Origin of the sequence: Exiguobacterium sp. s127 (genome assembly GCF_018618695.1) — a bacterium.
Lineage (GTDB): Bacteria > Bacillota > Bacilli > Exiguobacteriales > Exiguobacteriaceae > Exiguobacterium_A > Exiguobacterium_A oxidotolerans.
On sequence record NZ_JACSMO010000007.1, the window covers coordinates 16,942 to 39,224 of the forward strand.

Sequence of the window (22,283 nt, forward strand, 5' to 3'; positions counted from 1 at the left end):
CCGCAAACGCTTTACTTATCATTACCCTTTTTTAACAAAAAAACAGAACAATTCCCGTTTATTTCGAGATTTAAACAAAAAAACGAAAAATATTGTTTGAATTCAAAAAAAATAGGGAAAACATAATATATGGAAATAGTAAAAGGAGTGAAATATGGATGATCGAATTTAAAAATGTCGGGAAGCAATTTAAGGACAATGTTGTCTTAAAAGGCTTAACGCTAGAAATCAAAGCGGGTGAACTCGTTGTATTCATCGGTCCGAGTGGCTGTGGAAAAACAACATCGCTCAAGATGATCAACCGTTTGATTGAGCCCTCTTCAGGAACGATTTTAGTGAATGGGAAGGACATCATGAAGACGGATACGATTGAACTGAGACGCCATATGGGCTACGTCATTCAACAAACCGGTCTATTCCCACACATGACCGTTCGTGAAAATATTCAATTGATTGCCGGTCTTGAAGGAAAAGATCACGATCAAATGGATCAACGGACAGAAGAACTTCTCCAAATGGTCGGCCTCGACCCGAAACAATTCATTGACCGTTACCCAAGCGAACTCAGTGGTGGACAACAACAACGTGTCGGTTTTGCCCGTGCATTGATGAATGATCCAGATGTTATTTTAATGGACGAACCGTTTAGTGCGCTCGACCCCGTTACCCGCAACGACCTCCAAGAAGAATTATTTAATCTCCAAGAAGAAGTAAAGAAAACTATCGTATTCGTCACCCATGATATGGATGAAGCGATCAAGCTAGCCGATCGGATATGTATCATGCGTGATGGGGAAATTGTTCAATTTGATACACCCGAAGAAATTTTACGACATCCAAAAGATGAATATGTTGAATCATTCATTGGAAAAAATAAAATTTGGAGTAGTCCGGCGTTCATTAAAGCAGAAGATATCATGATTGAAGATCCCGTCTCAATCAGTGGTAAGCGGACGTTGCTGCAAGGGATAGAAATCATGCGTGGACGAAAAGTGGATAGCCTGCTGATTACAGATCGTGATCGTACATTACAGGGAATCGTTAAATTGAAAAACATCCAAACGGTTTCAGATAAGAGTCAACGAATTGAAGAAATCATGGAAGGTGAACTTGTTGCCGTCGATGAACAGGATTCACTGCTTGATGTATTAGAAGTAATGAACCATGAAGAAACAGGTTATTTACCTGTAACGAACAAAGCCGGTCAATTACGCGGCTTGATTACACGAAGTAGCTTGCTTTCCGTCTTGAGTGAGCAGTTCATTCAGGAGGAGGAAGTGCAATGAGTGGATTTTTTGACTATGTAAAAAATAACACTGATCAAATCTGGAACTTATTACTTGAGCACTTACAGCTGACCGTATTTGCGGTCGTCATCGCAGTTATCTTAGGGATTCCGCTCGGTATTTTAATTACACGTTATCAACGGTTCGCTAAACCAGTCCTCGCCTTGACGAGTGTCGTTCAGGCGGTTCCGAGTCTCGCGTTACTTGGTTTCTTGATTCCGTTCATCGGGATTGGATCGACACCGGCGATTATCATGGTCGTCTTGTATTCATTACTCCCGATTGTCAAAAATACGTACACAGGTTTATCAAGCATTCCGGGAGATATGTTGGAAGCTGCAAAAGGGATTGGACTGACCGAACGACAAGTTTTAGGAAAGGTTCAAATTCCGCTTGCCTTACCGATCATGATGGCCGGAATTCGGATTTCTGCCGTGACAGCGGTTGGATTGATGACGATTTCTGCGTTCATCGGTGCCGGTGGACTTGGTTATCTTGTCTTCTCCGGTATTCAAACCGTTGATAACAATCAGATTTTAGCCGGTGCGATTCCAGCAGGTATTTTAGCGCTTGCGATTGACTTCATCGTCAGCCGGATTGAATATTCGGTCGCACCAAACGGAATTAAGCTGGCAGACGGACGGGTCAAAAATCGGACACGTAAACGTCGCAAAGCGATGTCGGCCGGTAAGAAAATCGCAATTGCGAGTATCGTCGTTTTATTAATTGGTGGAACGGTTGCGTATTCGTTCTTGAAGCCGGATAAAATCGTCATCGGTTCAAAGAACTTTACGGAACAATTGATTTTAGGGAACATGTTGGCTGATTTAATCGAAGATAAGACCGATTTAGAAGTCGAACGTCAATTAAACCTCGGTGGTACAAAAGTTGCCTATGGTGCGCTTGAGACTGGAGAAATTGACGCGTATGTAGACTATACGGGGACGCTTCTGATCGATGTACTCAAACAAGAAGTAGAAACGGATCCAGAAGTCGTGTATGAAAAAGTTAAAAAAATGATTCCAGCGAAAAGTCAGGTCGATGTCCTCGATCCGATTGGTTTCAATAACACGTACGCATTAGCGATGACAAAAGAAGACATCGAAAAATATGATTTGAAAACAGTCTCTGATATGGCTGCTGTCAGTAATCGTCTGATTCTTGGTTCAACAATTGAGTTCGCGAATCGTGAAGACGGATACCTTGGCTTGAAAGAGAAATATCCGGACATGAAATTCAAAGATGTCCAGCCTGTTGATGGTGGGCTTCGTTATACGGCATTGACGAATGGAAAAACGAACGTCATCGATAGTTTTTCGACAGATGGATTGTTGAAGAAATTTGATTTGACGGTCCTTGAGGATGATAAAGAATTCTTCCCACCGTATTACGCGGTCCCAATCGTTCGTCAAGAAACGTTGGATGAACATCCAGAATTAAAAGAAGTTCTCAATATGTTAAAAGATAAAATCACGGATGAGAAGATGCAAGAATTGAACTTTAAGGCTGACGTCGAAAAAGAACGACCAGAAGATGTCGCACGTGAGTTCTTGATTGAAGAAGGTATGATTAAAAAATAATAAAAAGAGAGCCGAGGCGGGAATCCGCTTCGGCTCTTTATATGCGCGCTGACGCGCTATATCGTTTTGGAAAATAAGATCATTATTTTTTGATTCGACTAGCGAGCCAAGCGCGAACGGTGTTTTGCTGAATCATACACGTTCTTCCTCTCTTGGTTGAGTTGTTCCTGAACTCAAAGATTTTTGCTCGGCATCATTAACAATACGCTGTTGGACTTCAATCGTCAACCAATCTGCTTCGTGTTCAGGTAATGTAGGAAGACCATAACTTGGATTGCTCGTCGACAAAAATAAATCAGACATCAATCGCTCTGCGAATAATGGAATCATCTCATATCCCCCTCAATCTCGATTCATGTGCTACACCTTTAGTGTACGCGCAACATGTAAACGAACGAGAGGGGAAATGTTAAAAACAGGTGAATATTGTAAGTGTTTTCACAAGGCTGTCATATCTTCAGATAAAGGTACACAATCAGCAGCGTACTGTTGTCCGCGCTTGATATATTTTTTGACAGTCCGCTCCATGATGAACCGGTCGTGATCATTGATTTCGCGAATGACTTTTGCAGGGACGCCCATGACGAGCGAATTCGGAGGGACGACCATTTTAGGTGGAACGAGGCTACCGGCAGCGACGAACGAACCGGTTCCGATTTCTGCTTCGTCTAAAATTGTGGCTGACATGCCGATTAATGCGCCTTTTCGAATGATGCCTCCGTGAATCATGGCCATATGTCCAATCGTGACATCATCTTCGATAATCGTTGAGTATTCCTCATATTGATGAATCATCGAACCATCTTGAATGTTAACCCGCTCCCCGATTGAGATGAGCCCTTCATCCCCGCGGATGACGGTGTTGAACCAGACACTTGAATCTTTCCCGATCTCGACTTCACCGATGACTTTTGCACCGTCTGCGATATATACGCTTGGATCGACCTTTGGAATTAAGTTTCCGACGCGATACTTCATGATTGCTTGTCCTCACTTTCGATTAAGAATTACCTCTTTTATCTTGAACTCCCGAAAAATAAATTGCAACTGCTTACAATCTAATTGTAAGATGGTAAAAATACCGGTCATTATAGGAGGATATAGGATGGATACTACAGTTCGAGCACGACTTATCGCGATTGCTGCGAAAAAACAGAAAGCGGCAATTGTCTATCAAGGCATTCAGGTCATTGATGTGATGACACGTGAGACCTATCAAGCGGATGTCGCAATCGATTCAGGCTACATCGCCGCCGTTGGGGACGGCTATGAAGGTGAAGAGAACATTGATGGAACGGATCAATATATCGCACCGAGTTTCATCGATGGACACGTCCATATCGAATCTTCGATGGTGACACCGAGTGAATATGAACAGGCCATCTTACCGCTCGGAGTGACGACGGTAATCGCCGATCCACACGAAATTGCTAACGTCAAGGGAGCGGACGGTCTACAGTTCATGTTAGATGACGCGGAACAGCTTCGTCTTGATGTACGGATGATGTTACCGAGCTGTGTTCCGGCGACGTCGTTCGAACACGCAGGGGCGTCGTTAAAGGCAGCCGACTTAGTACCGTTCGTCAATCATCCGGGTGTCCATGGCTTGGGAGAAGTAATGGATTACCCGGCGGTCGAACGTGCCGATGCGGACATGCTACAGAAAATCGAGCAGATTGAAGCAGCAGGAAAGCTCGTTGATGGTCATGCAGCAGGTCTTGGTGCACGTGAAGTCAATATCTACGGGGTTGCCGGCATCCGGACGGATCATGAAGCGGTTACGAAAGAAGAAGCGCTCATACGTGCACGCAGAGGTTTGTATGTCGAAGTCCGTGAAGGATCGGCAGCCCGGAATTTAAAAGAAGTACTTGATGCCGTAACGGAAAGCAATGCGAGTCGCTTCTTATTCTGTACAGACGATAAACATTTGGATGATACATTACGTGAGGGAACGATCGACTACAACGTGCGCTATGCGATCGAGCATGGGATTAAACGGGAAACGGCATATGCGATGGCATCACTCCATGCAGCAAATGCCTATGCATTACAAGATCGCGGGGCAATCGTCCCAGGACGCCGGGCGGATTACGTTCTTTTGACGGATCCTGATCGTGTAGTGATTCGTGAAGTGTTCGTAAAAGGCGAACCGGTCGCTCGGGATGGTAAAACAATCATTACGTCTCCAAAAGTAACGGTCCCACCTAATTTGCGCGGTGAATTAAAAACGAAAGAAATCACGGACGCAGTGTTTGAACTGCCACTCGCGCACCCGAAAGCACATGTAATCGGAGTTATTCCGAAAAGCATTGTTACGAATCATCTCGTGTTGGATGTGCCCGTCGTCGATGGAATGTTTGTGCAGGATACAGCGCAAGATTTATTAAAGATTGCTGTCATCGAACGCCATAACGGAACAGACTTCTCAGCAGTTGGCATTGTCCATGGCTTCGGTATGAAACGTGGAGCGATTGCCGCGACGGTCGCCCATGATTCACATAACCTCGTCATCGTCGGTACTTCAGATGCGGAGATGAAGCTTGCAGCAGAGCGTCTCGTTAAAGCGGGAGGAGGCGTCATCGCGGTCAAAGGTGAGGACGTCTTGGCAGAACTGCCACTTGAGATCGCCGGTTTGATGACGAGTCGTCCGTTCGAGGAAGTCGGAGCTACGTTAGAAAAGTTAAACGATGCACTGGATGTACTAGAAGCGGATCGTTCATTCAATCCGTATTTGACGATGTCGTTCCTTTGCTTACCCGTCATTCCGAACTTGAAATTGACGGACAGCGGACTGTTTGACGTCAAAACCTTCCAACATATTAAGACGCAGGCCCCAAAATAAAGAAACACGAATTAAAAAAGGTGAACACTCACTACGACTAGTGTTCACCTGCTTTATTGATTTCCTTCCCGCCTCAAATCCCATCATTCCTTTACATTTGTTATTGAAACTTAATATTTTCCAAGTTGAATCATTATCTGATCCTTGTTATAGTTGTTTTTATATCATCTGTGAAAAACATCACTTTTAGTGAAACTTTTTAACCCTTGATTCGTAAAATATAAAAGAAAAAAGAAAGGAAGGATAGTATGGATAAATCGTATTTTGAAGGACATCAAGAACTGATTGCTTGCGTCTATCGCTCGTTTATCGACCAATTTCATGAGTTGCCAGAGCGGCGTCGAACAAAACGTCAACTGCGAAACCTTGCGTTTTCTGTCATCCGTCAAGCAGGTCCGACCTATCAAGAGCGAACGGTGTTGTATGAATTTTTCGCCGAGTTTTTCAGAGCAGTAGAAGAGGGACAACATGAAAAAATTGAATTCTATAAACAAATCGCACAGTAAAGACCCCAGACGGCTCCGGCAGAAGGGGTCTTTGTTGTTTTACAAAATAAAAAAATCCAAAAACCCACCGGAATGGATTTTTGGATTTCATATGTTACTTACTTAACTTCCATCCATTTAAAGCTCATGTCAGCACCAAATGGGTGGCGGTATAATTTGTCGATATTAGCCCGTTGCAAGTAAGCTTCACCTTTTTGATAGATTGGAGCAATTGCATAATCTTCTGCGAGAAGCATTTTTTCAGCTTCTTGAAGATCAGACCAACGTTTTGCTTCATCTGTTTCTTTTTTCGCATCTTTAACAAGTTGATCAAACTCTTTATTCGAGTAGTTCATCCGGTTAAAGCTTCCGTCCGTTAACCACATGTCGAGGAACGTCATTGGATCCTGGTAGTCAGGGCCCCAGCCGGCAGCGGAGATGTCATAGTCACCTTTTGACTCAAGATCAAGGAAGTTTTTGAACGGTTGTTGCTTGATTTTGACCGTCAAGCCAGGCAAGTTCTTCTCGAGATCACCTTTTAAGAATTCAGATACCTTTTTGAAGGCATCCTCATCTCGTGAAAGCATATCGAGTTCAACTGTTTTAACACCTAACTCTTTTAGACCGGCCTCCCAGGCTTTTTTCGCCTCTGCAGCGTCAAAGCTTTGAAGGTCTGGGTATTTCGCACGGAAGTCTTCGCCGTCCGGTGTGAACGTGAAATCTTTTGCGACGATGAAGTTCGCAGGTTCTGATCCATCGTTCAGGATGACATCTGTGATGCCTTGCTTCTCGAAACCAAGTGCAAGGGCTTTGCGGATGTTCTCATTTTGAAGTGCTTTATTTTTCTGGTTGAAGCGTAAGAAATTGATCCGTGCGTCTGGACGTGTTTTGTAGTCTTCTGACTGTTCGTATTGTGAAACGAATTCAGAAGTGATCGGTGCGAAATCAACTTCTTTTGACTCGAATAAGTTGACGCCGGTCGAGATTTCTTTTACGACCTTCACATCGATTTTATCCATTTTGACGTTTGCTTTGTCCCAGTAATCTGGATTCTTTTTGTATGTCCATCCGGCGTTCGATTGCCAATCTGACAAGATAAAAGGTCCATTGAAGTTCATCGATTCAACATTCATCGCGAATTTGTCGCCTTTTTCTTCGACGAATGATTGCTTAAGTGGTAAGTACGTAGGGAAACTCGTCAAACCAAGGAAATACGGTGCAGGTGCTTCGAGCTGAACTTCGAGTGTTTGTTCGTCGATTTTTTTGACGCCGAGTTCGTCGAGTTCTGCTTCACCCGCCATGATTTTATTGGCGTTCTTTAAATCCTGTAAGATGTACGCATATTCAGCACCTGTTTTCGGATCAAGTGCACGTTTCCATGAGTAAATGAAATCATCCGCTGTGACCGATGAACCATCCGACCATTTTGCGTCTTTGCGTAGTTTGAAGGTATATGTTTGTTTATCATCGGATACTTTAACACTTTCAGCCATCCCAGGCGTTGGTTTATTTTCACCATCCAGACGATAAAGGCCTTCGAATACGTTGTTTGTCACGATGATTGATGTCGAGTCCGTCGTTTTCGTTGGATCGAGTTGTGGGACATCCGTTGTAGAGATAAATGTCACTTCTTGTTTTTTGTTACCATCTGATGACGAGCTACCGTTCGATTCATTATCCTGACCACAAGCTGCTACTGCGAGTAGCGCCATGCTCGATAAGCCAGCAAAGGCGATTTTAGTCTGTTTCTTCATGTGAAAAATGACCCCCCGATTAATTTAAAATAATTTCAGAAAAGTTTGAACATAATGTAAATTTAAGTGAAAATGGATGAAAATGCAACATAAATTTTCTGATAATTCTCACTGATCAAGGTCTATTTGCCCAATTCCGAGCGATTTCAAGTAGTCATAAAGTATGAAAATCGTGACACGGTGAGGCGAGTACATCCGCAATGTCAATTGCTGTGGCGTGCCGCGTAAACGAATATTCGTAATCCGGACCCCTTGTTGTTCGAGCGCTTTTTTAACCGTTTCTGCATCGAGTGTTTCCGGTAAAGTCAAATGAGCGACGATGACGTTTGCTTCAAACCGGCTGTTGTTGAATCGTTTCATGATCCAGGTGATACTTTCGAGCGAAACGAATAGAAAAAGTACGAGAAAGCTTGACTCAATAATGAATCCTGCACCGACGGCAATCCCGATGCCGCTCGCTGCCCAGATAATTGCTGCTGTCGTCAAACCACTGACGATATCATGTGGACGTCGGAGGATGACGCCGGCTCCGATGAATCCAATTCCGGCGACGATTTGGGCGACGATTCGCATCGGATCCATCTGGACATGAGAAGCAATGTTTTCATAAAAAATAACGGAGTTGATTGAAACGATGGTTAACAGGCAACTGATCAGGGTAATTACGAGGCTAGTACGTATACCAACTGGCTTGTTTTTGACTTCACGTTCGAATCCGATAATGATTCCAAATGTTGCGGCAATCATTAATTTATATAAGTCCTCTAGTTGGAACGAATGCACCCATGCCATCATCATCAAATCCTTTCTTTACATTGAAGTGGGTTTTGTTATAATGAACTTTGTGTCTTCGAATGAATATACGTTTAATATGAATAGATATACAGATTTGGAGGAAGTGTTTACATCATGAATCAACAAAAGATTGGTTTTTTTGCATTAGCAGCAATGGTCATCGGTTCGATGGTTGGAGGGGGAGCCTTTAACCTGCCAGGAGCGATGGCTCAAAAAGCAAGTGCTGGTCCGATTTTAATCGGTTGGAGCATTACAGGGCTCGGTATGATTATGTTGGCATTAGTTTTTCAGCACTTGGCGAATAGTAAGCCGGAGCTTGAAGGTGGTATTTATGCGTATGCACGAGAAGGCTTCGGTCGTTTCGTTGGTTTCAATAGCGCTTGGGGGTACTGGGTATCCGCCTGGATCGGTACCGTTGCGAATATCACGTTAGTCTTTAACGCACTCAGTTATTTCTTCCCGATTTTTTCAGCGGAAAATCGACTATTTTTATTGATGATGAGTGTCGTCGTCGTGTGGGGACTGTTTTGGATTGTCTCGAGTGGGATTAAAGAAGCAACACTCGTTAACTTGATTACGACAATCGCTAAGCTTGTCCCCATCCTAATCTTCATTCTGCTCGTTGGGATTGCGTTTAATGTACGCACGTTCAATCTTAATTTTTGGGGAGAGGGAACGGAGCTTGGATCGATTTTTGAACAAGTGAAGGGAACGATGCTTGTCACGCTTTGGGCATTCGTCGGGATTGAGGGAGCCGTCGTCTTATCGTCACGTGCGAACAAGCGGAGTGATGTCGGTAAGGCGACCGTGACAGGTCTCGTCGGCGTACTCGTCATTTACATCTTGATTTCAGTGTTATCACTCGGTGTCCTGACGCAAGAGCAACTAGCCGGATTAAATGAACCGACAATGGCGTATGTTTTGGAAGCCGCAATCGGACCGGTCGGTGCAACCATCATCATGATTGGATTAATTATCTCGTTGTCTGGTGCTTTGCTCGGTTGGACGATTTTAGCTTCAGAGATTTCCTATCTTGTCGCAAAAGATGGAGCTTTTCCAAAAGTGTTCGCGAAGACGAACCGGAACGGAGCACCCGTCGGCGCATTGCTTATCACACAAATTGCGACACAACTCGTTGCGGCGGTTGCTTTGTTCTCGGCCCAATCGTATCTTGTTTTATCGAGTATTGCCGGGATCTGTGCACTTTTACCGTACTTGTTGTCGGCGATCTATAGCGTTCGTTTCTCTAAGGCGGAACGCAATACGAAGATGTTGATTTTCTCTATTATTGCTTCCTTCTATTCGATTTGGCTCGTGTATGCGTCGGGTATTTGGTACATCGTCATTGCAGCATTGGTTTATGCTCCGGGGATCATTGCCTACTCGTTAGCAGAACGTGAGCAAAAACGTAGTGGCATGTCACGTTACGAGATGATCGCGAGCGGTGTGCTCGTAATTTTAGCGGGGATCGCCATTTATGGTATGATCGCTGGTCAAATCCAGTTGTAATCGTAAAAAAGGGCTGACTTTTGAGTCAGCCCTTCCGACTGTAGACAACGTGCTATCGGGAGATCAAGCATCTTTTTTCGTTGCTTTCCTCGGGCGAGGCGCAAGCCGTTGCTCCTTGGATCCTAGCGGACAACGAGCAGGGTCTTGCCTGCCTCTGAACGTGCGTCAAAAACGCATTTTTCCCCATAGGAGTCAACGAAATGTGACGCTTTTTAGATAACACCGTGACGGAAAGCCGGGCATGGAGACGGTTTAGAGCGCGAAAGATTGCCGCTTTGAAGACGAGGCGAGACAGGGAAGCGCGAACGGATTGCATCTCGATACCGCATGTTTGCGCTTCTTAATAATTTGTCTACACGCTGAAGGGCTGACTTTTGAGTCAGCCCTTTTTGTATTGTTAAACAAGCGATATCAGCTAGTTGAGGAATTAAATCGTTTGTCGACCTCGTCGGCGGATAAAGGTTTTGCGAAGATGAATCCTTGCATCTGTTGACATGATGTTGTTTTTAGATACGCTTCAGCGCTGGAAGTTTCGACTCCTTCCGCAACTAAATTAAGGTTCAAATTCCGACCTAGTTGAATAATGGAATCTAATAATCCTACATTTCCAACGTCAATCCCATCAATAAAAGTTTTATCGATTTTGAGTTCATCAATTGGAAAAGCACTTAAATATTGAAGTGAAGAATAACCTGTTCCGAAATCATCGATGGACAGGCGGAAACCGAGTGACTTGATTAATTGCATCCGTTCGAGTGTTCGCTGCGTTTGTAGGATAGCGATGTTTTCTGTCATCTCAAGCGTCACTGAGCGAGGCGAGATTATTTTATTTGAAATCAAGTGTTGGAGCGTCCGGATAAAGGAATCGCTTTGGAACTGGTGGGGCGAAATGTTGATGGCCATCGTCAGCTTAGGGTCAATCGTTTGTTGCCACTTGGCTAGTTGTTCGCATGCCTCGAGTACGACCCAGTTATTGATGGGTGTGATGAGTGCTGCTTCTTCGGCAAGCGGAATGAACTCAGCCGGCGGAATACTTCCGAGTGCTGTATGATTCCAACGCAACAATGCCTCGAAGCCATTCACACGTCTCGTTTTCAAGTTGATGATTGGCTGATAAGCGAGTGAGAACGCGCCATCTTCCAAAGCTGTAAATAAAGAACGTTCAAGCTGTACTTTTCGTGTAAATTGTTGATCCATTTCATGTGTTAAATATTGAATCGTTCCTGTTCCGACAGCTTTTCCTGAGTATAGTGCCATTTCTGATCGCCGGAATAAATCTTCGAGTGAACTGGCCTCTGACGGATAGAGCGTGATTCCGAACGTACAGGAGATGATTAATGAATGACCATTAATGTAGTAAGGGCGTTGAATGACTTGTTGGAGCTTACGGACGAGTTGGAACAACATATTTCTGTCGGAAGCGGGAATGAGTAGACCGAATAAATCACTCATCGGATGAAAGGTTAAGGTACCTTCTGTCTGCTGTGAGAGACGAATGGCTAATGCTTGTAAAAGTTGATCACCGATGTGCGTTCCGAACGAATCATTGATGACTTTGAAACGATCGATATCAAATAAGATTAAAGCGAGCGGCTGAGTGGGTGAAGCGTGATCGAACATTGTTGCACCTTCTCTTAAAAATCCACGTCGATTGAGTAAGTGCGTCATTTCGTTATGGTGGACTAGAAAATCAAGTTCCTCTTCAAGACGCGTTGTTTCGGTCACATCAGTCCCGATAAATAGGTGTTGGAACCGGACACCGGCCGCATCATAAATCGGAATAAGTGTCGCTTGGAGAAACTTTTTTTCGGACGATGACGTTTCAATCGGTACTTTTCCGGACCAGGCTTTTTTTTGTTTAATTTGCGAGCGGATGGTCATCAATACTTCGTTTTCGGCTGCACTGAGCAACTGCGTCCAAGGGCGCTTGATTAGCTGATTCGGACAAAAACCTGTGAAATCGACCATGTTGGCGTTCGCATAAGCGATAGTGCCCCGTGCATCCAAAACGAGGACACAGGCGATTTGATCAAACGCATAGCGTAAGTCCATCAATCCTTGAAAGAGCGGTTTCGTACCAGATTGTTGAGCGGTTGAAGGAAGACTACAAAAAGAAGCACCTATGACGTATTTATCGCTATCGTCAAACAATGGCGTGATCAACATTGTCGAGGTCATGCTTGTACCTGTTTTGTGTAAAAAATATGTGTTCGGAAGTTGAATGGCCTGACGACGTTCTAAAAATGATTTCCAAATCTGTTCACTAAAAGCAACGTCTTCCGGATTTAATAACGGAAGTGTTCGACCTAACACTTCATCTGCAGACCATCCCCAATAGTCTTCAGCCGAAGGGTTCCAGATACGAACGGTTAAATCCAGATTTAAGATGAAGGCAGGTAAGGGGAACTTACTCATGACGACTTCATAGGAATCAATGGTCGAACGGTCCATTACATGCACACACTCCTTGTTACGCAAATTGATAGTTCAGTTGTCTTGTCTATTCCCAATATATTCAATCAACATGCAGATAAACCCTCTTAGATGTTTAATTTTTGTATGAAGATTATTTTGAGGAATCTGTTATAATCGATTTGAAAGCGTTTTCTAAAGAGTCAAAGGGGGACTATTTATGAATCAAACAGAAAAAATCATTCAACAGACAGAGCAATTCGGGGCACATAACTATCATCCACTTCCAATCGTCATTGCAGAAGCGGAAGGCGTCTTCGTCAAAGATCCGGAAGGACGTCAGTATATGGATATGCTCAGTGCTTACTCAGCCGTCAATCAAGGGCATCGTCATCCTAAAATCATCGAAGCTTTAAAACGCCAGGCTGATAAGATTACGTTGACGTCACGTGCGTTCCATAATGATCAGTTAGGTTTCTTCTATGAAAAAGTAGCGAAGTTGACGAATAAAGATATGGTTCTACCAATGAACACCGGTGCAGAAGCCGTCGAAACAGCAGTGAAAGCTGCACGACGTTGGGCGTATGAAGTAAAACGGGTTCCGGGCGACGCTGAGATTATCGTGTGCGAAGGAAACTTCCACGGGCGGACGATGACTGCTGTTTCCATGTCGACGGAAGCAGAATACCAACGTGGTTTTGGACCACTGTTACCTGGAATCAAAACGATTCCCTATGGTGACCTGGAAGCCTTAAAAGGTGCAATCACTGAAAATACGGCGGCGTTTATCGTTGAGCCGATTCAAGGGGAAGCGGGAATCTTGATTCCGTATGAAGGGTTCTTAAAAGACGCCCAAGCTGTCTGTAAAGAGCAGAACGTCCTGCTCGTGGCTGACGAAATCCAATCAGGTCTCGGACGTTCAGGCAAGTGGTTTGCTTCGGATTGGGACGAAGTGACGCCAGACATGTATATTCTCGGAAAAGCATTAGGGGGCGGAGTCTTCCCGATTTCATGTGTCGCGGCAAATCGGGACGTACTGAATGTCTTTAATCCAGGCTCGCATGGCTCAACGTTTGGTGGAAATCCATTAGCATGTGCCGTTTCAGTTGCTTCGCTTGAAGTACTTGAAGATGAGAAGTTACCTGAGCGGTCGCTCGAACTCGGAACGTATTTCATGGAGAAACTAAAACAAATTAAAAATCCAATCATTAAAGAAGTCCGCGGACGCGGTCTTTTCATCGGGGTTGAGTTGACAGAAGCGGCTCGTCCATATTGTGAAGCATTAAAAGAAAAAGGTTTGCTCTGTAAAGAAACGCATGAGACGGTCATTCGTTTTGCACCGCCACTCGTCATCACGAAAGAAGAGCTCGACTGGGCCTTTGAACGAATCGAACAAGTATTAGGCGCTTCAGTAACGCAATAATGGAGGGATCAAGACTTCCCAGTCGATAATGACGGGAAGTCTTTTTCTTTTTTATGTTTGATTCTTTTAGAGGTGGGAAAATACTATTATTCGCATAAAAAATAGGGGGTAATGAATATGTCAGATAACAGTGGTTTGAATAAAAAGCTCGATGGTGCAGTCGATAAAGCAGCAGGTAAAGCAAAAGAGGCACTTGGTAAAGCAACAGGGGATAAATCAACAGAACGTGATGGGAAGAAAGATCAACTAAAAGGCGGCGCGAAAAAGACAGTCGGAAATGTCCAGCAAGATCTTGAGGATACGAATCGTCATTAATGCATGGCTGAAAGTACCCGAACGTTCGGGTACTTTTTTTATGAATAAATTTGTATAAAGGTCTAGTCATTTAGATGTTTATATGAAATAATAACAATTGTAAAAGCGTTTTCATTGTTCTGTCACAAATCATTATTTACTTAAGAAAGGATGAAGTGTATGTTGCAATTTCTTCAACGGATTGGTAAAGCCTTAATGTTACCAATCGCCGTATTACCAGCCGCAGGGATTGTCTTACGACTCGGATCGGCAGACATGCTGGATATCCCATTGATGGTTGCAGCGGGAGGGGCAATTTTTGATAACCTGCCGCTCATCTTCGCTATTGGTGTCGCAATCGGACTTTCGATTGATGCCAGCGGGGCAGCCGGATTAGCTGGGGCAGTTGGTTATCTCGTTTTAAAAAATGGTGTTGATTCAATGAACAAAGATTATTCCAACGCCCAAATTCAAGCGAAGTATGATGCGATAGCGGCCATTGTCAATGACTCTTCGACGAAAGCTGACGGTGCGACCTTGAGTGCGATTGCGAATCAGGCGAGTCTCGGTTCGATGGTCAATATGGCTGTATTTGGCGGAATCATTGCCGGAATTACAGCTGGGTTGCTTTACAATCGTTTTTATAACATTAAACTTCCAGATTGGTTAGCATTCTTTGGTGGGAGACGGTTCGTTCCGATCATCACCTCTGCTGTCATGCTCGTTTTAGCTTTTATCTTTGGTTACTTATGGCCGTTCATCGAAGATGGGATCAATGGTGCAGGAGAATGGATGGTCAGCCTCGGAGCAGGCGGTGCCGCACTGTTTGGATTCTTCAACCGTCTCTTGATTCCTGTCGGTCTTCATCATGTCTTAAACAATATTTTTTGGTTCGTCTTCGGGTCGTATGAAAAAGCAGACGGGACGATCGTCAATGGAGACATTGCCCGTTTCTTTGCCGGAGATCCGACAGCGGGTATCTATCAGGCTGGTTTCTTCCCGATTATGATGTTTGCGCTACCGGCAGCTGCTGCTGCAATGGTGATGGCAGCACGAAAAGAAAATCGAAAAGCTGTTGCCGGAGCGATGATCGGTTTAGGATTGACTTCGTTCCTAACGGGGATTACGGAGCCGATTGAGTTTTCATTCATGTTCCTTTCACCCGTCTTGTACGTCATGCATGCCGTTTTGACAGGTCTTTCTATGGCCGTCGTCAATTTGCTTGGCATCTTACATGGGTTCTCGTTCTCAGCAGGGTTCATTGATTATGCCTTGAATTTTGGAATCGCTACAAAACCGTTGTTGCTGATTCCGGTTGGTCTCGCGTTCGCGGTCATCTATTACTTCCTGTTCTACTTCATGATTACGAAGTTTGATTTAAAAACACCAGGTCGTGAAGAAGAATCGCTCGTAACAGACACGGGTATCGTAACAGGTGTTTCAGATGATAAGTATGAGCAACAAGCAGCAAAAATCTTTGCAGGTCTACAAGGTACGGAAAATGTGACGGCGATTGATAATTGTGCAACACGTTTACGTTTACAAGTCAAAGATACAAGTGTAATTGATGAAGCAGCGATTAAAGCCGCTGGTGCAAAAGGTGTCATGAAGATGGGGGCGACAAACGTCCAAATCATCATCGGGACAGATGTTGAATTCGTCGCGGATGCCATGAAACGTCAAAAATAAGTAAACAAAAGACCATCGCTCATGAGCGATGGTCTTTTGTTTTGAAGGGAGGTACACTTTTAAGAAAAGTCACGTTGATTGTGCGACGCAGTGACTGTTTTTTGTTTTGGGGCGTGGGCATAAATCGGATAAAAAATACCGACTAAGATGATGATGATACCAATCCATTGCGAGCCCATTAAATGTTCGCCTAAAATGAGCACAGAACAGATAACTGCTGTTGGGAGCTCGGCAGCCCCGAGCAATGAGACGCTGGCAGGACTGAGATGTGGTGCACCTGCAGCAAATAAAAGTGGTGGTAAAATCAAAGCGAATAAGCCGAGTGGAAGGGCATAAAGCAACATTCCATTTTCAAAATTTGTTTCGCTCAAGAAAGTAGTAGGTGGATACATAATCATGACGAAAAGTAACCCACCTGTCATCATATAAAAGCTCTTTTTGATGACCGGAAGATGATTTGCGACACGTCCGCTCGCGAGTAAAAAGATGGAGAAGCTGACCGCTGCTCCTAATCCGAACAACGTTCCGCGGAAGTCAAGCGAACTCGTGTAAGCAGCACTTGCCAAAATGGCTCCGCCAATCAAGAGGATTGCTGACAAGAAGTGTGCCCGTGAAGGTAAGCGTTTCGAAATGATTGAATCGATAACAACACCAATCCACGTAAATTGGAACAATAAGATGATTGCGACGGAAGCAGATATTGTCTGCAGGCTCTGATAGTAAAGGTAACCTGTCGTCCCACTGGAGATGCCGATAATGACCAGTTTCATAGCGGTCGTAGGTGCGAGACGTAGATTTTTTGTAAATAGCGCAAGGATGAAAATCATGAGCCATCCGAAGAGAAACTGACTTCCTGAAACTGTAGCAGAGTCGAAGCCGGCAGCATAAGCTAGTTTGACAATCGTTGAAAGGACACCGTAACTGATAGCGCCGATTAAAACGAAAAGTGTTGCTTTTGATCGATTCATTTAGTTGCCTCCATGTTTTAGAACGCACAAAAAAGGTTGCAACAGGGCCTTGTCCAGGTTTTTTGGACAGGGTTTGGTTGCAACCTGTGTGAGTTATTTAATGTTGAGACCTACCTCTTTGTAAAAGGCGGGTTTTAATTCATTGTAGCGAGCAGTTAAACGATTAAAATCGTTTAACGTAGCTGTAGCCTGACGCGTAATACGATTTAAGTCGGCTGTTGCTTCATCAATCTTAACGAAGTTCGGTTTCTCGGTCAAGTAGGAGAGTAATTTTTCCTCCGCGTTCATTGAAGCGGTATACTGCTTAACGAACGTAGTGAATGCTTGTTCACGCTGTTCGATGACTTCAATCACGCGAGATCCTTCACGTTTCGGTCCGGTTTCGAGTTCTGCGACGTAATCTTTTAATTCTTGCATATCTAACTTGGCGAAAGCCTCTCGGCGCAACGATTGTTCTTGTTCAAGCAAAGAGGATCGTTCTTCGTTTAAAGCCATTAATTCCTCACGTTCATTTTGTGACCGCTTGATTTCCTCGGCTCCTGCATCGAGAACTGCTTGGTACGTGTTAACGGAAATTTCATCTTTTCTACTTCTAGACTCTGCGAGCGTGGTCGCGTCTTGTTCGTATGTTGCGTGCTCCTCGAGTTTGTCATAAAAGTCCATAGAGGAATCTGTTGAACAACCACTTAAAAGTAACGCAGCACAACTCGAGAGAAAAGTGAGAGACAGGTATATTTTTTTCATGAACGAAACTCCTTATAGATTGGATTGCTGAACAAAATTAAACGGAATATGGAAGTCTTCATCATAAATCGAAAACTGATAGCCTTTTTTCTTTAAACCGGCAACGATTGCCGGAAGTGCGCGTAACGTTTGTGGTTGTTCATGTAATAAAATAATTTCGAAGGGATCTTCTGCCCGGTCGATGACAGTTTTTGCGACTTCTTTTGCACTGTCTTTGTAATACCAATCCATCGAATCAATCGACCAGTCCCAGACACGTAGATTCGCAGACGCCACATCATTCGCAATCGTTTTTGAAATACCGGGAGACGAGCCATACGGAGGACGCGTCAGAAGAGGCGAATGTCCCGTTAACTGATTAATCTTTTTTTGGACGCTCAGCATCTCTTTGACATATTGTTTTTTCTTATAGAGCGTTTCATAGTCATGGGTCTCACTATGCAAACCGATGTAATGTCCTGCTGTTGCGGTATCTTTTACAAACGTCGGCTGGGCGTCGATGTTGCTTCCGATGAAAAAGAAAGTAGCTTTGACTTGTTGTTGCGCCAGTTCATTTAAAATGTCTGTGGTTAAGGCGCTAGGACCATCCTCAAACGTTAAATAGGCGACTTTTTTTGTCACACCATTCCATTGATCGACCCGGGATTTTTCCATGTTAGCAACAGGGACTTGTCCGAGCGTTGTGACCGTTACAGTAGCGAGCTGTTGTTTCGGCTTGATGTATTGATAGGCGATGAATCCACCGACAGAAAGTAAAAGTAAGGTGAATAAAATCGATAGCTTGCGAAGAAATTTGTTCTTAGAATGTCGTTTTCGTGGTCCAAGACCAATCGGATTTCCAGTGTTGTATGAATCCATCGCTGTTATAGCTCCTTTGCAGAAAATCGTATAGGTTAACTGTAACATTTTGTCTGTTTCATTTGTAACAAACATGTTACAAAAAGATAACTGAGTAAGATTTTTCAAATTATGACTCAGTAAGTTAGATTAAAACAGATGATATTTGATTTAAATTAAATATGAAAAAGAGGACAAGCAGACCCGTTTGGATCTGTTTGTCCTCTTTGTTATAGCTCACTTATTGTTCAGTGACTGTGCAATCCGTACATTCGGACTGGTAAGATTCGCATTGTTCATCCATCTCTTTTCCACAGGTAGCACAAGTTTTTGCAGGGAGTTGACGATAAAATTCAGCAGATGTCTCTTGGTAAAGTGGCTGTTCCATTTGTATCTCCTCCTAATGGCAATCAATGTGTATACAACGTTGTTTATATAATCTTATTGTATTAGTACAGATGATGAAAGTCAATAATTGTTTTATAACAGATGAAGTTAAGTAAGTCTTGTCATATGACAGTCGAGAAACAGGATGATACGATATCAAAGTAAATTAGATACTATTAAGGGGGATTACATCATGAACCAAACTTTTTCAGAAACACTGCAAACATTGAATGAACGACGTTCTGTTCGTCATTATGATGCGTCATTTACATTAACTGAAACGGAAGTAAAAGAATTAATCGAATTAACAACAGCTGCACCAAGTGCTTGGAACTTACAACATTGGCATTTTATCGCCTTCCACTCAGAAGAAGCGAAACAACAGCTCGCACCGATTGCTTACAATCAACCAGCCATCACGTCTTCTTCAGTCGTCATCGCCGTGCTGGGTGATACGCAGGCAAACCGTAATTACAATCCGGTCTACGGACCAGCTGTCGAAGCGGGCGGCATGACGGAAGAGTTATTTGACTCGATCAAAGGGCAAGTAGAAGGTGCCTACCAAAGTGCTGCATACGGCCGTGACGCGGCAATGTCGAATGCCAGCTTAGCTGCGATGCAGTTGATGCTCGTGGCAGAAGCGAAAGGGCTCTCGACGCTTGCGATGGGCGGTTTCGATCATCAAGTATTCGCCGATACGTTCATTACGGAAGAGCGTTTTGTACCTGTTATGTTGATTGCTGTCGGTAAAGCCGTTGAAAATGCGAAAAAACGCCCGGCACTTCGCTTACCAGTCGATCAAGTGACAACAATATTATAAAAACAAGGGGCTGACTCAAAAGTAAACATGTGCCACACCCATCTTGTTTAAAAGGAATCACTTGCTTCACGCGACGCTTGCAAAAAAAGCGCGTAAAAAGAAAGGTGATTTCTTTTTGAGTCAGCTCGACTGTTTTTTTATGAAAAAATTATTTTTTTTACGGAAACTACTTGCCAGCTGTTTAGTTTCTTGCTATATTAATAAATGTCCTAGCAAGTACATAACGTACTGCATCATGATTCTGTAGCTCAGCTGGGAGAGCGCTACCTTGACAGGGTAGAGGTCGCTGGTTCGAGCCCAGTCAGAATCATACTAAAAGTCCCGTTCATCATTTGATGAACGGGACTTTTTTAGTTTATTCGTTCGTTTGAAGTTCGTCTTCTGTCACCCACTTGTGATTTTTGACAGTGTCGCCGCCCGTCGTCGGTTTGAAGTCAACCATGTAAACGGTTGTTTGTTCAGCGCTGTCGATTGTTGCTTTGGCACCATTCATACCAGTCATATGATCAGCATCAATCGTCGTCGTGTCACCTTTTTTAAGTGGAGAAGATGGGACTGGTGTTAACTCTTCCTGGACGACCCATTTATGATTGGTCACTTTCTTTCCACCATCTGTTGGTGTGAAGCTCACGGCATAAACGGTCGTATCAAATGCACCGGCAATTGTCGCTTCCGCTCCATCCATTCCTTTCATATGCTTCGACGACATGATTGCTGTTGAGCCGACCTCGAATTTAGGATTTGCTGCTTTTTTAATACCCTCCGGTAAATCCCCGTCACTTGAATGCATCATTCCTTCATGTGAATCGTCCTGCATTTCACTCTGCATGTCATTGTGGTTTGCTTCTTTATCTTGATCATTCCCGCATGCACCAAGCAATAAGGCAGTCGATAATGTGAGGCTTGCTACGATTGTTTTCTTCATTTTAAATTCCCCCTGTATAATGTGATGACACGATTACTTTACCCATTATTCGTGCAGAAACCGTGCAGAAAGCGTGACATTTCTGCATCCTGTACCTTTCAGTTGAAGTCTAAAATCAATTGGTGTTTATAATGAACAAGAAGAGCATGGTATGAGGAGGGATGACTTGAAACGCATATCGCACTATATCGGAGTACTATTTTTGAGTGCTTTTTTAGTGACTGGAGGTATTTTGTTCGGTGCATTGTACTTGAATCTTGTCGAAGATCGTTCGGATGAAGTCATGTTAGGTCTGTTGAATCGGGGAGATACGCATCGTGATGTACTCGAGCAATCTTTTACGGAACAGACGATTCATCATGTCAGTTTGATGGAATCGACGTCCGAGTTCACGGTTGTCGTGACCGATCAATATGGACAAATCAAAAGTACATCTGACCGACTGACGGATGAGATGCGACAAAAACTTGTCCATACCGACTTTACATACCAAAAAAACAGTCGGATTGTTAATCCATCCGAGACGAAAGGGCACTATTTGATGACAGATAGCCCGATCACTGTATCGGGAAAACATGTAGGTCATGTGTTCATGTTCGCCCAGGCAGATTTAGTACAACGAGTAGTTGATCCGTTAACCCGGCAATTTATACGAATGGGAATCGTCGCACTCGTCTTGACGGTCTTTGTTGTGTGGTTCTTTACGCGGGTGATTTCACGTCCTTTAATCGAAATGGAACGGGCGACGGCAGAACTTGGTAGAGGGAACTTGTCTGCTGATTTGCCGGTCGAACGGCAAGACGAACTAGGCGCGTTGGCACGTTCGATTACAAAACTTGCGAAAGATCTCGATCTTCTGAATCGGGAACGTACCGAATTTTTAGCAAATGTTTCCCATGAATTGAGAACACCGTTAACTTATATGAAAGGTTATGCGGATATCTTAAGCCGACCTGATTTAACAGAATCTGAAAAAGCTTCGTATATTAAGATTATTCAAGAGGAAAGCATGCAGGTGACGGAATTGATTGAGCAACTTCTTCTATTAGCACGTTTAGATGAAAATGAATTCTTGATTAAACGGTTACCGGTATCACTTGAGCAACTCATTCCATCACTTGTCGAGAAAGTTCGTCCCGCGATTGAAGCGGAAGGATTAACACTAACGGTCATGGGTGACGCTGTAATGATTGAAGGAGATGACGTTCGTCTCGGTCAAGTCGTATTGAATCTTCTTGATAACGCACGGAAATATACAGAAACCGGATCAATTGAAATCAATTATGGTAGAAATTCAGGTGGGCCCTTTTTTGCGGTTCGAGATACGGGGATTGGGATAGAGGAAAATGAAATCAAGCGGGTCACAGAACGGTTGTACCGAAGTGAACCGTCGCGCTCTCGGAATCGTGGCGGATCAGGAATCGGTCTGGCGATTGCGAGTGCCATCGTCAAAGCGCATGGGGCTAGCTTAGAGATTAAAAGTCGAAAAAATCAAGGGACGACAGTAACTGTCCAATGGGAGGTGTAACAAAG

Annotated in this window: 20 protein-coding genes and 1 tRNA gene; 11 read left to right on the forward strand and 10 right to left on the reverse strand. The window is 43.8% G+C overall.

From position 1 onward, the window contains the following. The first annotated feature begins 158 nt into the window (after positions 1 to 158). A complete protein-coding gene (locus tag KNP98_RS10180; protein WP_088836311.1) occupies positions 159 to 1,286 on the forward strand; it encodes an ABC transporter ATP-binding protein in 1,128 nt (375 codons plus the stop codon). Then, entirely contained in the window at positions 1,283 to 2,866 is a 1,584-nt protein-coding gene (locus KNP98_RS10185) for an ABC transporter permease/substrate-binding protein (RefSeq protein WP_088836312.1), read from the forward strand. The genes KNP98_RS10180 and KNP98_RS10185 overlap by 4 nt, the downstream gene beginning before the upstream one ends. A 132-nt stretch (positions 2,867 to 2,998) precedes the next feature. Here the strand turns inward: KNP98_RS10185 and KNP98_RS10190 are convergent, their stop codons facing one another. After that, complete coding sequence (locus KNP98_RS10190; RefSeq protein WP_088836313.1) at positions 2,999 to 3,196, reverse strand: hypothetical protein; 198 nt, start codon at positions 3,194 to 3,196, stop codon at positions 2,999 to 3,001. A 108-nt stretch (positions 3,197 to 3,304) separates the two neighbouring features. After that, on the reverse strand, positions 3,305 to 3,844 hold the full coding sequence (locus KNP98_RS10195) for a gamma carbonic anhydrase family protein (RefSeq protein ID WP_088836314.1): 540 nt from the start codon (positions 3,842 to 3,844) through the stop codon (positions 3,305 to 3,307). Positions 3,845 to 3,971: 127 nt separating this feature from the next. Between KNP98_RS10195 and ade the strand changes: the two genes are divergently transcribed. Together ade and KNP98_RS10205 are read left to right on the forward strand one after the other, a co-directional pair. Further along, on the forward strand, positions 3,972 to 5,708 hold the full coding sequence (gene ade, locus KNP98_RS10200; RefSeq protein ID WP_214811383.1) for an adenine deaminase: 1,737 nt from the start codon (positions 3,972 to 3,974) through the stop codon (positions 5,706 to 5,708). Between the two features lie 248 nt (positions 5,709 to 5,956). Further along, positions 5,957 to 6,214, forward strand: coding sequence for a hypothetical protein (locus KNP98_RS10205; RefSeq protein WP_088836316.1), 258 nt, complete (start codon positions 5,957 to 5,959; stop codon positions 6,212 to 6,214). A gap of 98 nt (positions 6,215 to 6,312) precedes the next feature. Here the strand turns inward: KNP98_RS10205 and KNP98_RS10210 are convergent, their stop codons facing one another. Both KNP98_RS10210 and KNP98_RS10215 read right to left on the reverse strand, forming a co-directional pair. Continuing rightward, positions 6,313 to 7,947, reverse strand: a complete 1,635-nt coding sequence (locus tag KNP98_RS10210) for a peptide ABC transporter substrate-binding protein (protein WP_214811385.1) — start codon at positions 7,945 to 7,947, stop codon at positions 6,313 to 6,315. 108 nt (positions 7,948 to 8,055) lie between these two features. Next, on the reverse strand, positions 8,056 to 8,739 hold the full coding sequence (locus KNP98_RS10215; protein WP_088838422.1) for an MgtC/SapB family protein: 684 nt from the start codon (positions 8,737 to 8,739) through the stop codon (positions 8,056 to 8,058). A 114-nt stretch (positions 8,740 to 8,853) separates the two neighbouring features. On the opposite strand from KNP98_RS10215, the gene KNP98_RS10220 reads away from it, so the two are divergent. After that, positions 8,854 to 10,251, forward strand: a complete 1,398-nt coding sequence (locus tag KNP98_RS10220) for a basic amino acid/polyamine antiporter (protein WP_214811420.1) — start codon at positions 8,854 to 8,856, stop codon at positions 10,249 to 10,251. 411 nt (positions 10,252 to 10,662) lie between these two features. Here KNP98_RS10220 and KNP98_RS10225 read toward each other — a convergent pair whose 3' ends face one another. Next, positions 10,663 to 12,702 (reverse strand): sensor domain-containing protein, encoded by a 2,040-nt coding sequence (locus KNP98_RS10225; RefSeq protein ID WP_214811387.1) that lies wholly within the window; start codon positions 12,700 to 12,702, stop codon positions 10,663 to 10,665. 181 nt (positions 12,703 to 12,883) lie between these two features. On the opposite strand from KNP98_RS10225, the gene KNP98_RS10230 reads away from it, so the two are divergent. The 3 genes from KNP98_RS10230 to nagE all read left to right on the forward strand — a co-directional run bounded on the left by KNP98_RS10230 (position 12,884) and on the right by nagE (position 16,069). After that, positions 12,884 to 14,086 (forward strand): ornithine--oxo-acid transaminase, encoded by a 1,203-nt coding sequence (locus KNP98_RS10230; protein ID WP_214811390.1) that lies wholly within the window; start codon positions 12,884 to 12,886, stop codon positions 14,084 to 14,086. A 117-nt stretch (positions 14,087 to 14,203) separates the two neighbouring features. Further along, on the forward strand, positions 14,204 to 14,401 hold the full coding sequence (locus KNP98_RS10235) for a CsbD family protein (RefSeq protein ID WP_088836321.1): 198 nt from the start codon (positions 14,204 to 14,206) through the stop codon (positions 14,399 to 14,401). Positions 14,402 to 14,560: 159 nt separating this feature from the next. Further along, positions 14,561 to 16,069, forward strand: coding sequence for an N-acetylglucosamine-specific PTS transporter subunit IIBC (gene nagE, locus KNP98_RS10240; protein WP_214766719.1), 1,509 nt, complete (start codon positions 14,561 to 14,563; stop codon positions 16,067 to 16,069). Between the two features lie 59 nt (positions 16,070 to 16,128). Here nagE and KNP98_RS10245 read toward each other — a convergent pair whose 3' ends face one another. The 4 genes from KNP98_RS10245 to yhfH form a co-directional block, all read right to left on the reverse strand. Next, positions 16,129 to 17,037: an EamA family transporter gene (locus tag KNP98_RS10245; RefSeq protein WP_029332642.1), complete on the reverse strand. Its 909-nt coding sequence runs from the start codon at positions 17,035 to 17,037 to the stop codon at positions 16,129 to 16,131. A 93-nt stretch (positions 17,038 to 17,130) separates the two neighbouring features. Continuing rightward, positions 17,131 to 17,781, reverse strand: coding sequence for a YkyA family protein (locus tag KNP98_RS10250; protein ID WP_088836323.1), 651 nt, complete (start codon positions 17,779 to 17,781; stop codon positions 17,131 to 17,133). Between the two features lie 12 nt (positions 17,782 to 17,793). Beyond that, complete coding sequence (locus KNP98_RS10255) at positions 17,794 to 18,639, reverse strand: polysaccharide deacetylase family protein (protein WP_088836324.1); 846 nt, start codon at positions 18,637 to 18,639, stop codon at positions 17,794 to 17,796. Positions 18,640 to 18,859: 220 nt separating this feature from the next. Then, on the reverse strand, positions 18,860 to 19,006 hold the full coding sequence (gene yhfH / locus KNP98_RS10260; protein ID WP_084157661.1) for a protein YhfH: 147 nt from the start codon (positions 19,004 to 19,006) through the stop codon (positions 18,860 to 18,862). 192 nt (positions 19,007 to 19,198) lie between these two features. On the opposite strand from yhfH, the gene KNP98_RS10265 reads away from it, so the two are divergent. Next, positions 19,199 to 19,825 carry a nitroreductase family protein gene (locus tag KNP98_RS10265; RefSeq protein WP_088836325.1) on the forward strand — a complete coding sequence of 209 codons (627 nt, stop codon included), beginning with the start codon at positions 19,199 to 19,201 and terminating at the stop codon, positions 19,823 to 19,825. 237 nt (positions 19,826 to 20,062) lie between these two features. Continuing rightward, positions 20,063 to 20,135 (forward strand) — tRNA-Val (locus KNP98_RS10270). A gap of 45 nt (positions 20,136 to 20,180) precedes the next feature. On the opposite strand, the gene KNP98_RS10275 is transcribed toward KNP98_RS10270, so the two are convergent. Beyond that, positions 20,181 to 20,750, reverse strand: coding sequence for a YdhK family protein (locus KNP98_RS10275; RefSeq protein WP_088836326.1), 570 nt, complete (start codon positions 20,748 to 20,750; stop codon positions 20,181 to 20,183). A 166-nt stretch (positions 20,751 to 20,916) separates the two neighbouring features. On the opposite strand from KNP98_RS10275, the gene KNP98_RS10280 reads away from it, so the two are divergent. Beyond that, on the forward strand, positions 20,917 to 22,278 hold the full coding sequence (locus tag KNP98_RS10280; protein WP_214811392.1) for a sensor histidine kinase: 1,362 nt from the start codon (positions 20,917 to 20,919) through the stop codon (positions 22,276 to 22,278). Positions 22,279 to 22,283 lie beyond the last annotated feature (5 nt).

Excerpts from the sequence above, each read along its gene's own strand:
- KNP98_RS10210 (WP_214811385.1), bottom strand. The coding sequence starts at position 7,947 with ATGAAGAAACAGACTAAAATCGCCTTTGCTGGCTTATCGAGCATGGCG.
- KNP98_RS10250 (WP_088836323.1), bottom strand. The coding sequence starts at position 17,781 with ATGAAAAAAATATACCTGTCTCTCACTTTTCTCTCGAGTTGTGCTGCG.
- KNP98_RS10255 (WP_088836324.1), bottom strand. The coding sequence starts at position 18,639 with ATGGATTCATACAACACTGGAAATCCGATTGGTCTTGGACCACGAAAA.
- ade (WP_214811383.1), top strand. The coding sequence starts at position 3,972 with ATGGATACTACAGTTCGAGCACGACTTATCGCGATTGCTGCGAAAAAA.
- KNP98_RS10245 (WP_029332642.1), bottom strand. The coding sequence starts at position 17,037 with ATGAATCGATCAAAAGCAACACTTTTCGTTTTAATCGGCGCTATCAGT.
- KNP98_RS10180 (WP_088836311.1), top strand. The coding sequence starts at position 159 with ATGATCGAATTTAAAAATGTCGGGAAGCAATTTAAGGACAATGTTGTC.
- KNP98_RS10230 (WP_214811390.1), top strand. The coding sequence starts at position 12,884 with ATGAATCAAACAGAAAAAATCATTCAACAGACAGAGCAATTCGGGGCA.
- KNP98_RS10235 (WP_088836321.1), top strand. The coding sequence starts at position 14,204 with ATGTCAGATAACAGTGGTTTGAATAAAAAGCTCGATGGTGCAGTCGAT.
- KNP98_RS10275 (WP_088836326.1), bottom strand. The coding sequence starts at position 20,750 with ATGAAGAAAACAATCGTAGCAAGCCTCACATTATCGACTGCCTTATTG.
- KNP98_RS10195 (WP_088836314.1), bottom strand. The coding sequence starts at position 3,844 with ATGAAGTATCGCGTCGGAAACTTAATTCCAAAGGTCGATCCAAGCGTA.
- KNP98_RS10190 (WP_088836313.1), bottom strand. The coding sequence starts at position 3,196 with ATGATTCCATTATTCGCAGAGCGATTGATGTCTGATTTATTTTTGTCG.
- KNP98_RS10215 (WP_088838422.1), bottom strand. The coding sequence starts at position 8,739 with ATGGCATGGGTGCATTCGTTCCAACTAGAGGACTTATATAAATTAATG.
- KNP98_RS10265 (WP_088836325.1), top strand. The coding sequence starts at position 19,199 with ATGAACCAAACTTTTTCAGAAACACTGCAAACATTGAATGAACGACGT.
- yhfH (WP_084157661.1), bottom strand. The coding sequence starts at position 19,006 with ATGGAACAGCCACTTTACCAAGAGACATCTGCTGAATTTTATCGTCAA.
- KNP98_RS10185 (WP_088836312.1), top strand. The coding sequence starts at position 1,283 with ATGAGTGGATTTTTTGACTATGTAAAAAATAACACTGATCAAATCTGG.
- nagE (WP_214766719.1), top strand. The coding sequence starts at position 14,561 with ATGTTGCAATTTCTTCAACGGATTGGTAAAGCCTTAATGTTACCAATC.
- KNP98_RS10205 (WP_088836316.1), top strand. The coding sequence starts at position 5,957 with ATGGATAAATCGTATTTTGAAGGACATCAAGAACTGATTGCTTGCGTC.
- KNP98_RS10225 (WP_214811387.1), bottom strand. The coding sequence starts at position 12,702 with ATGGACCGTTCGACCATTGATTCCTATGAAGTCGTCATGAGTAAGTTC.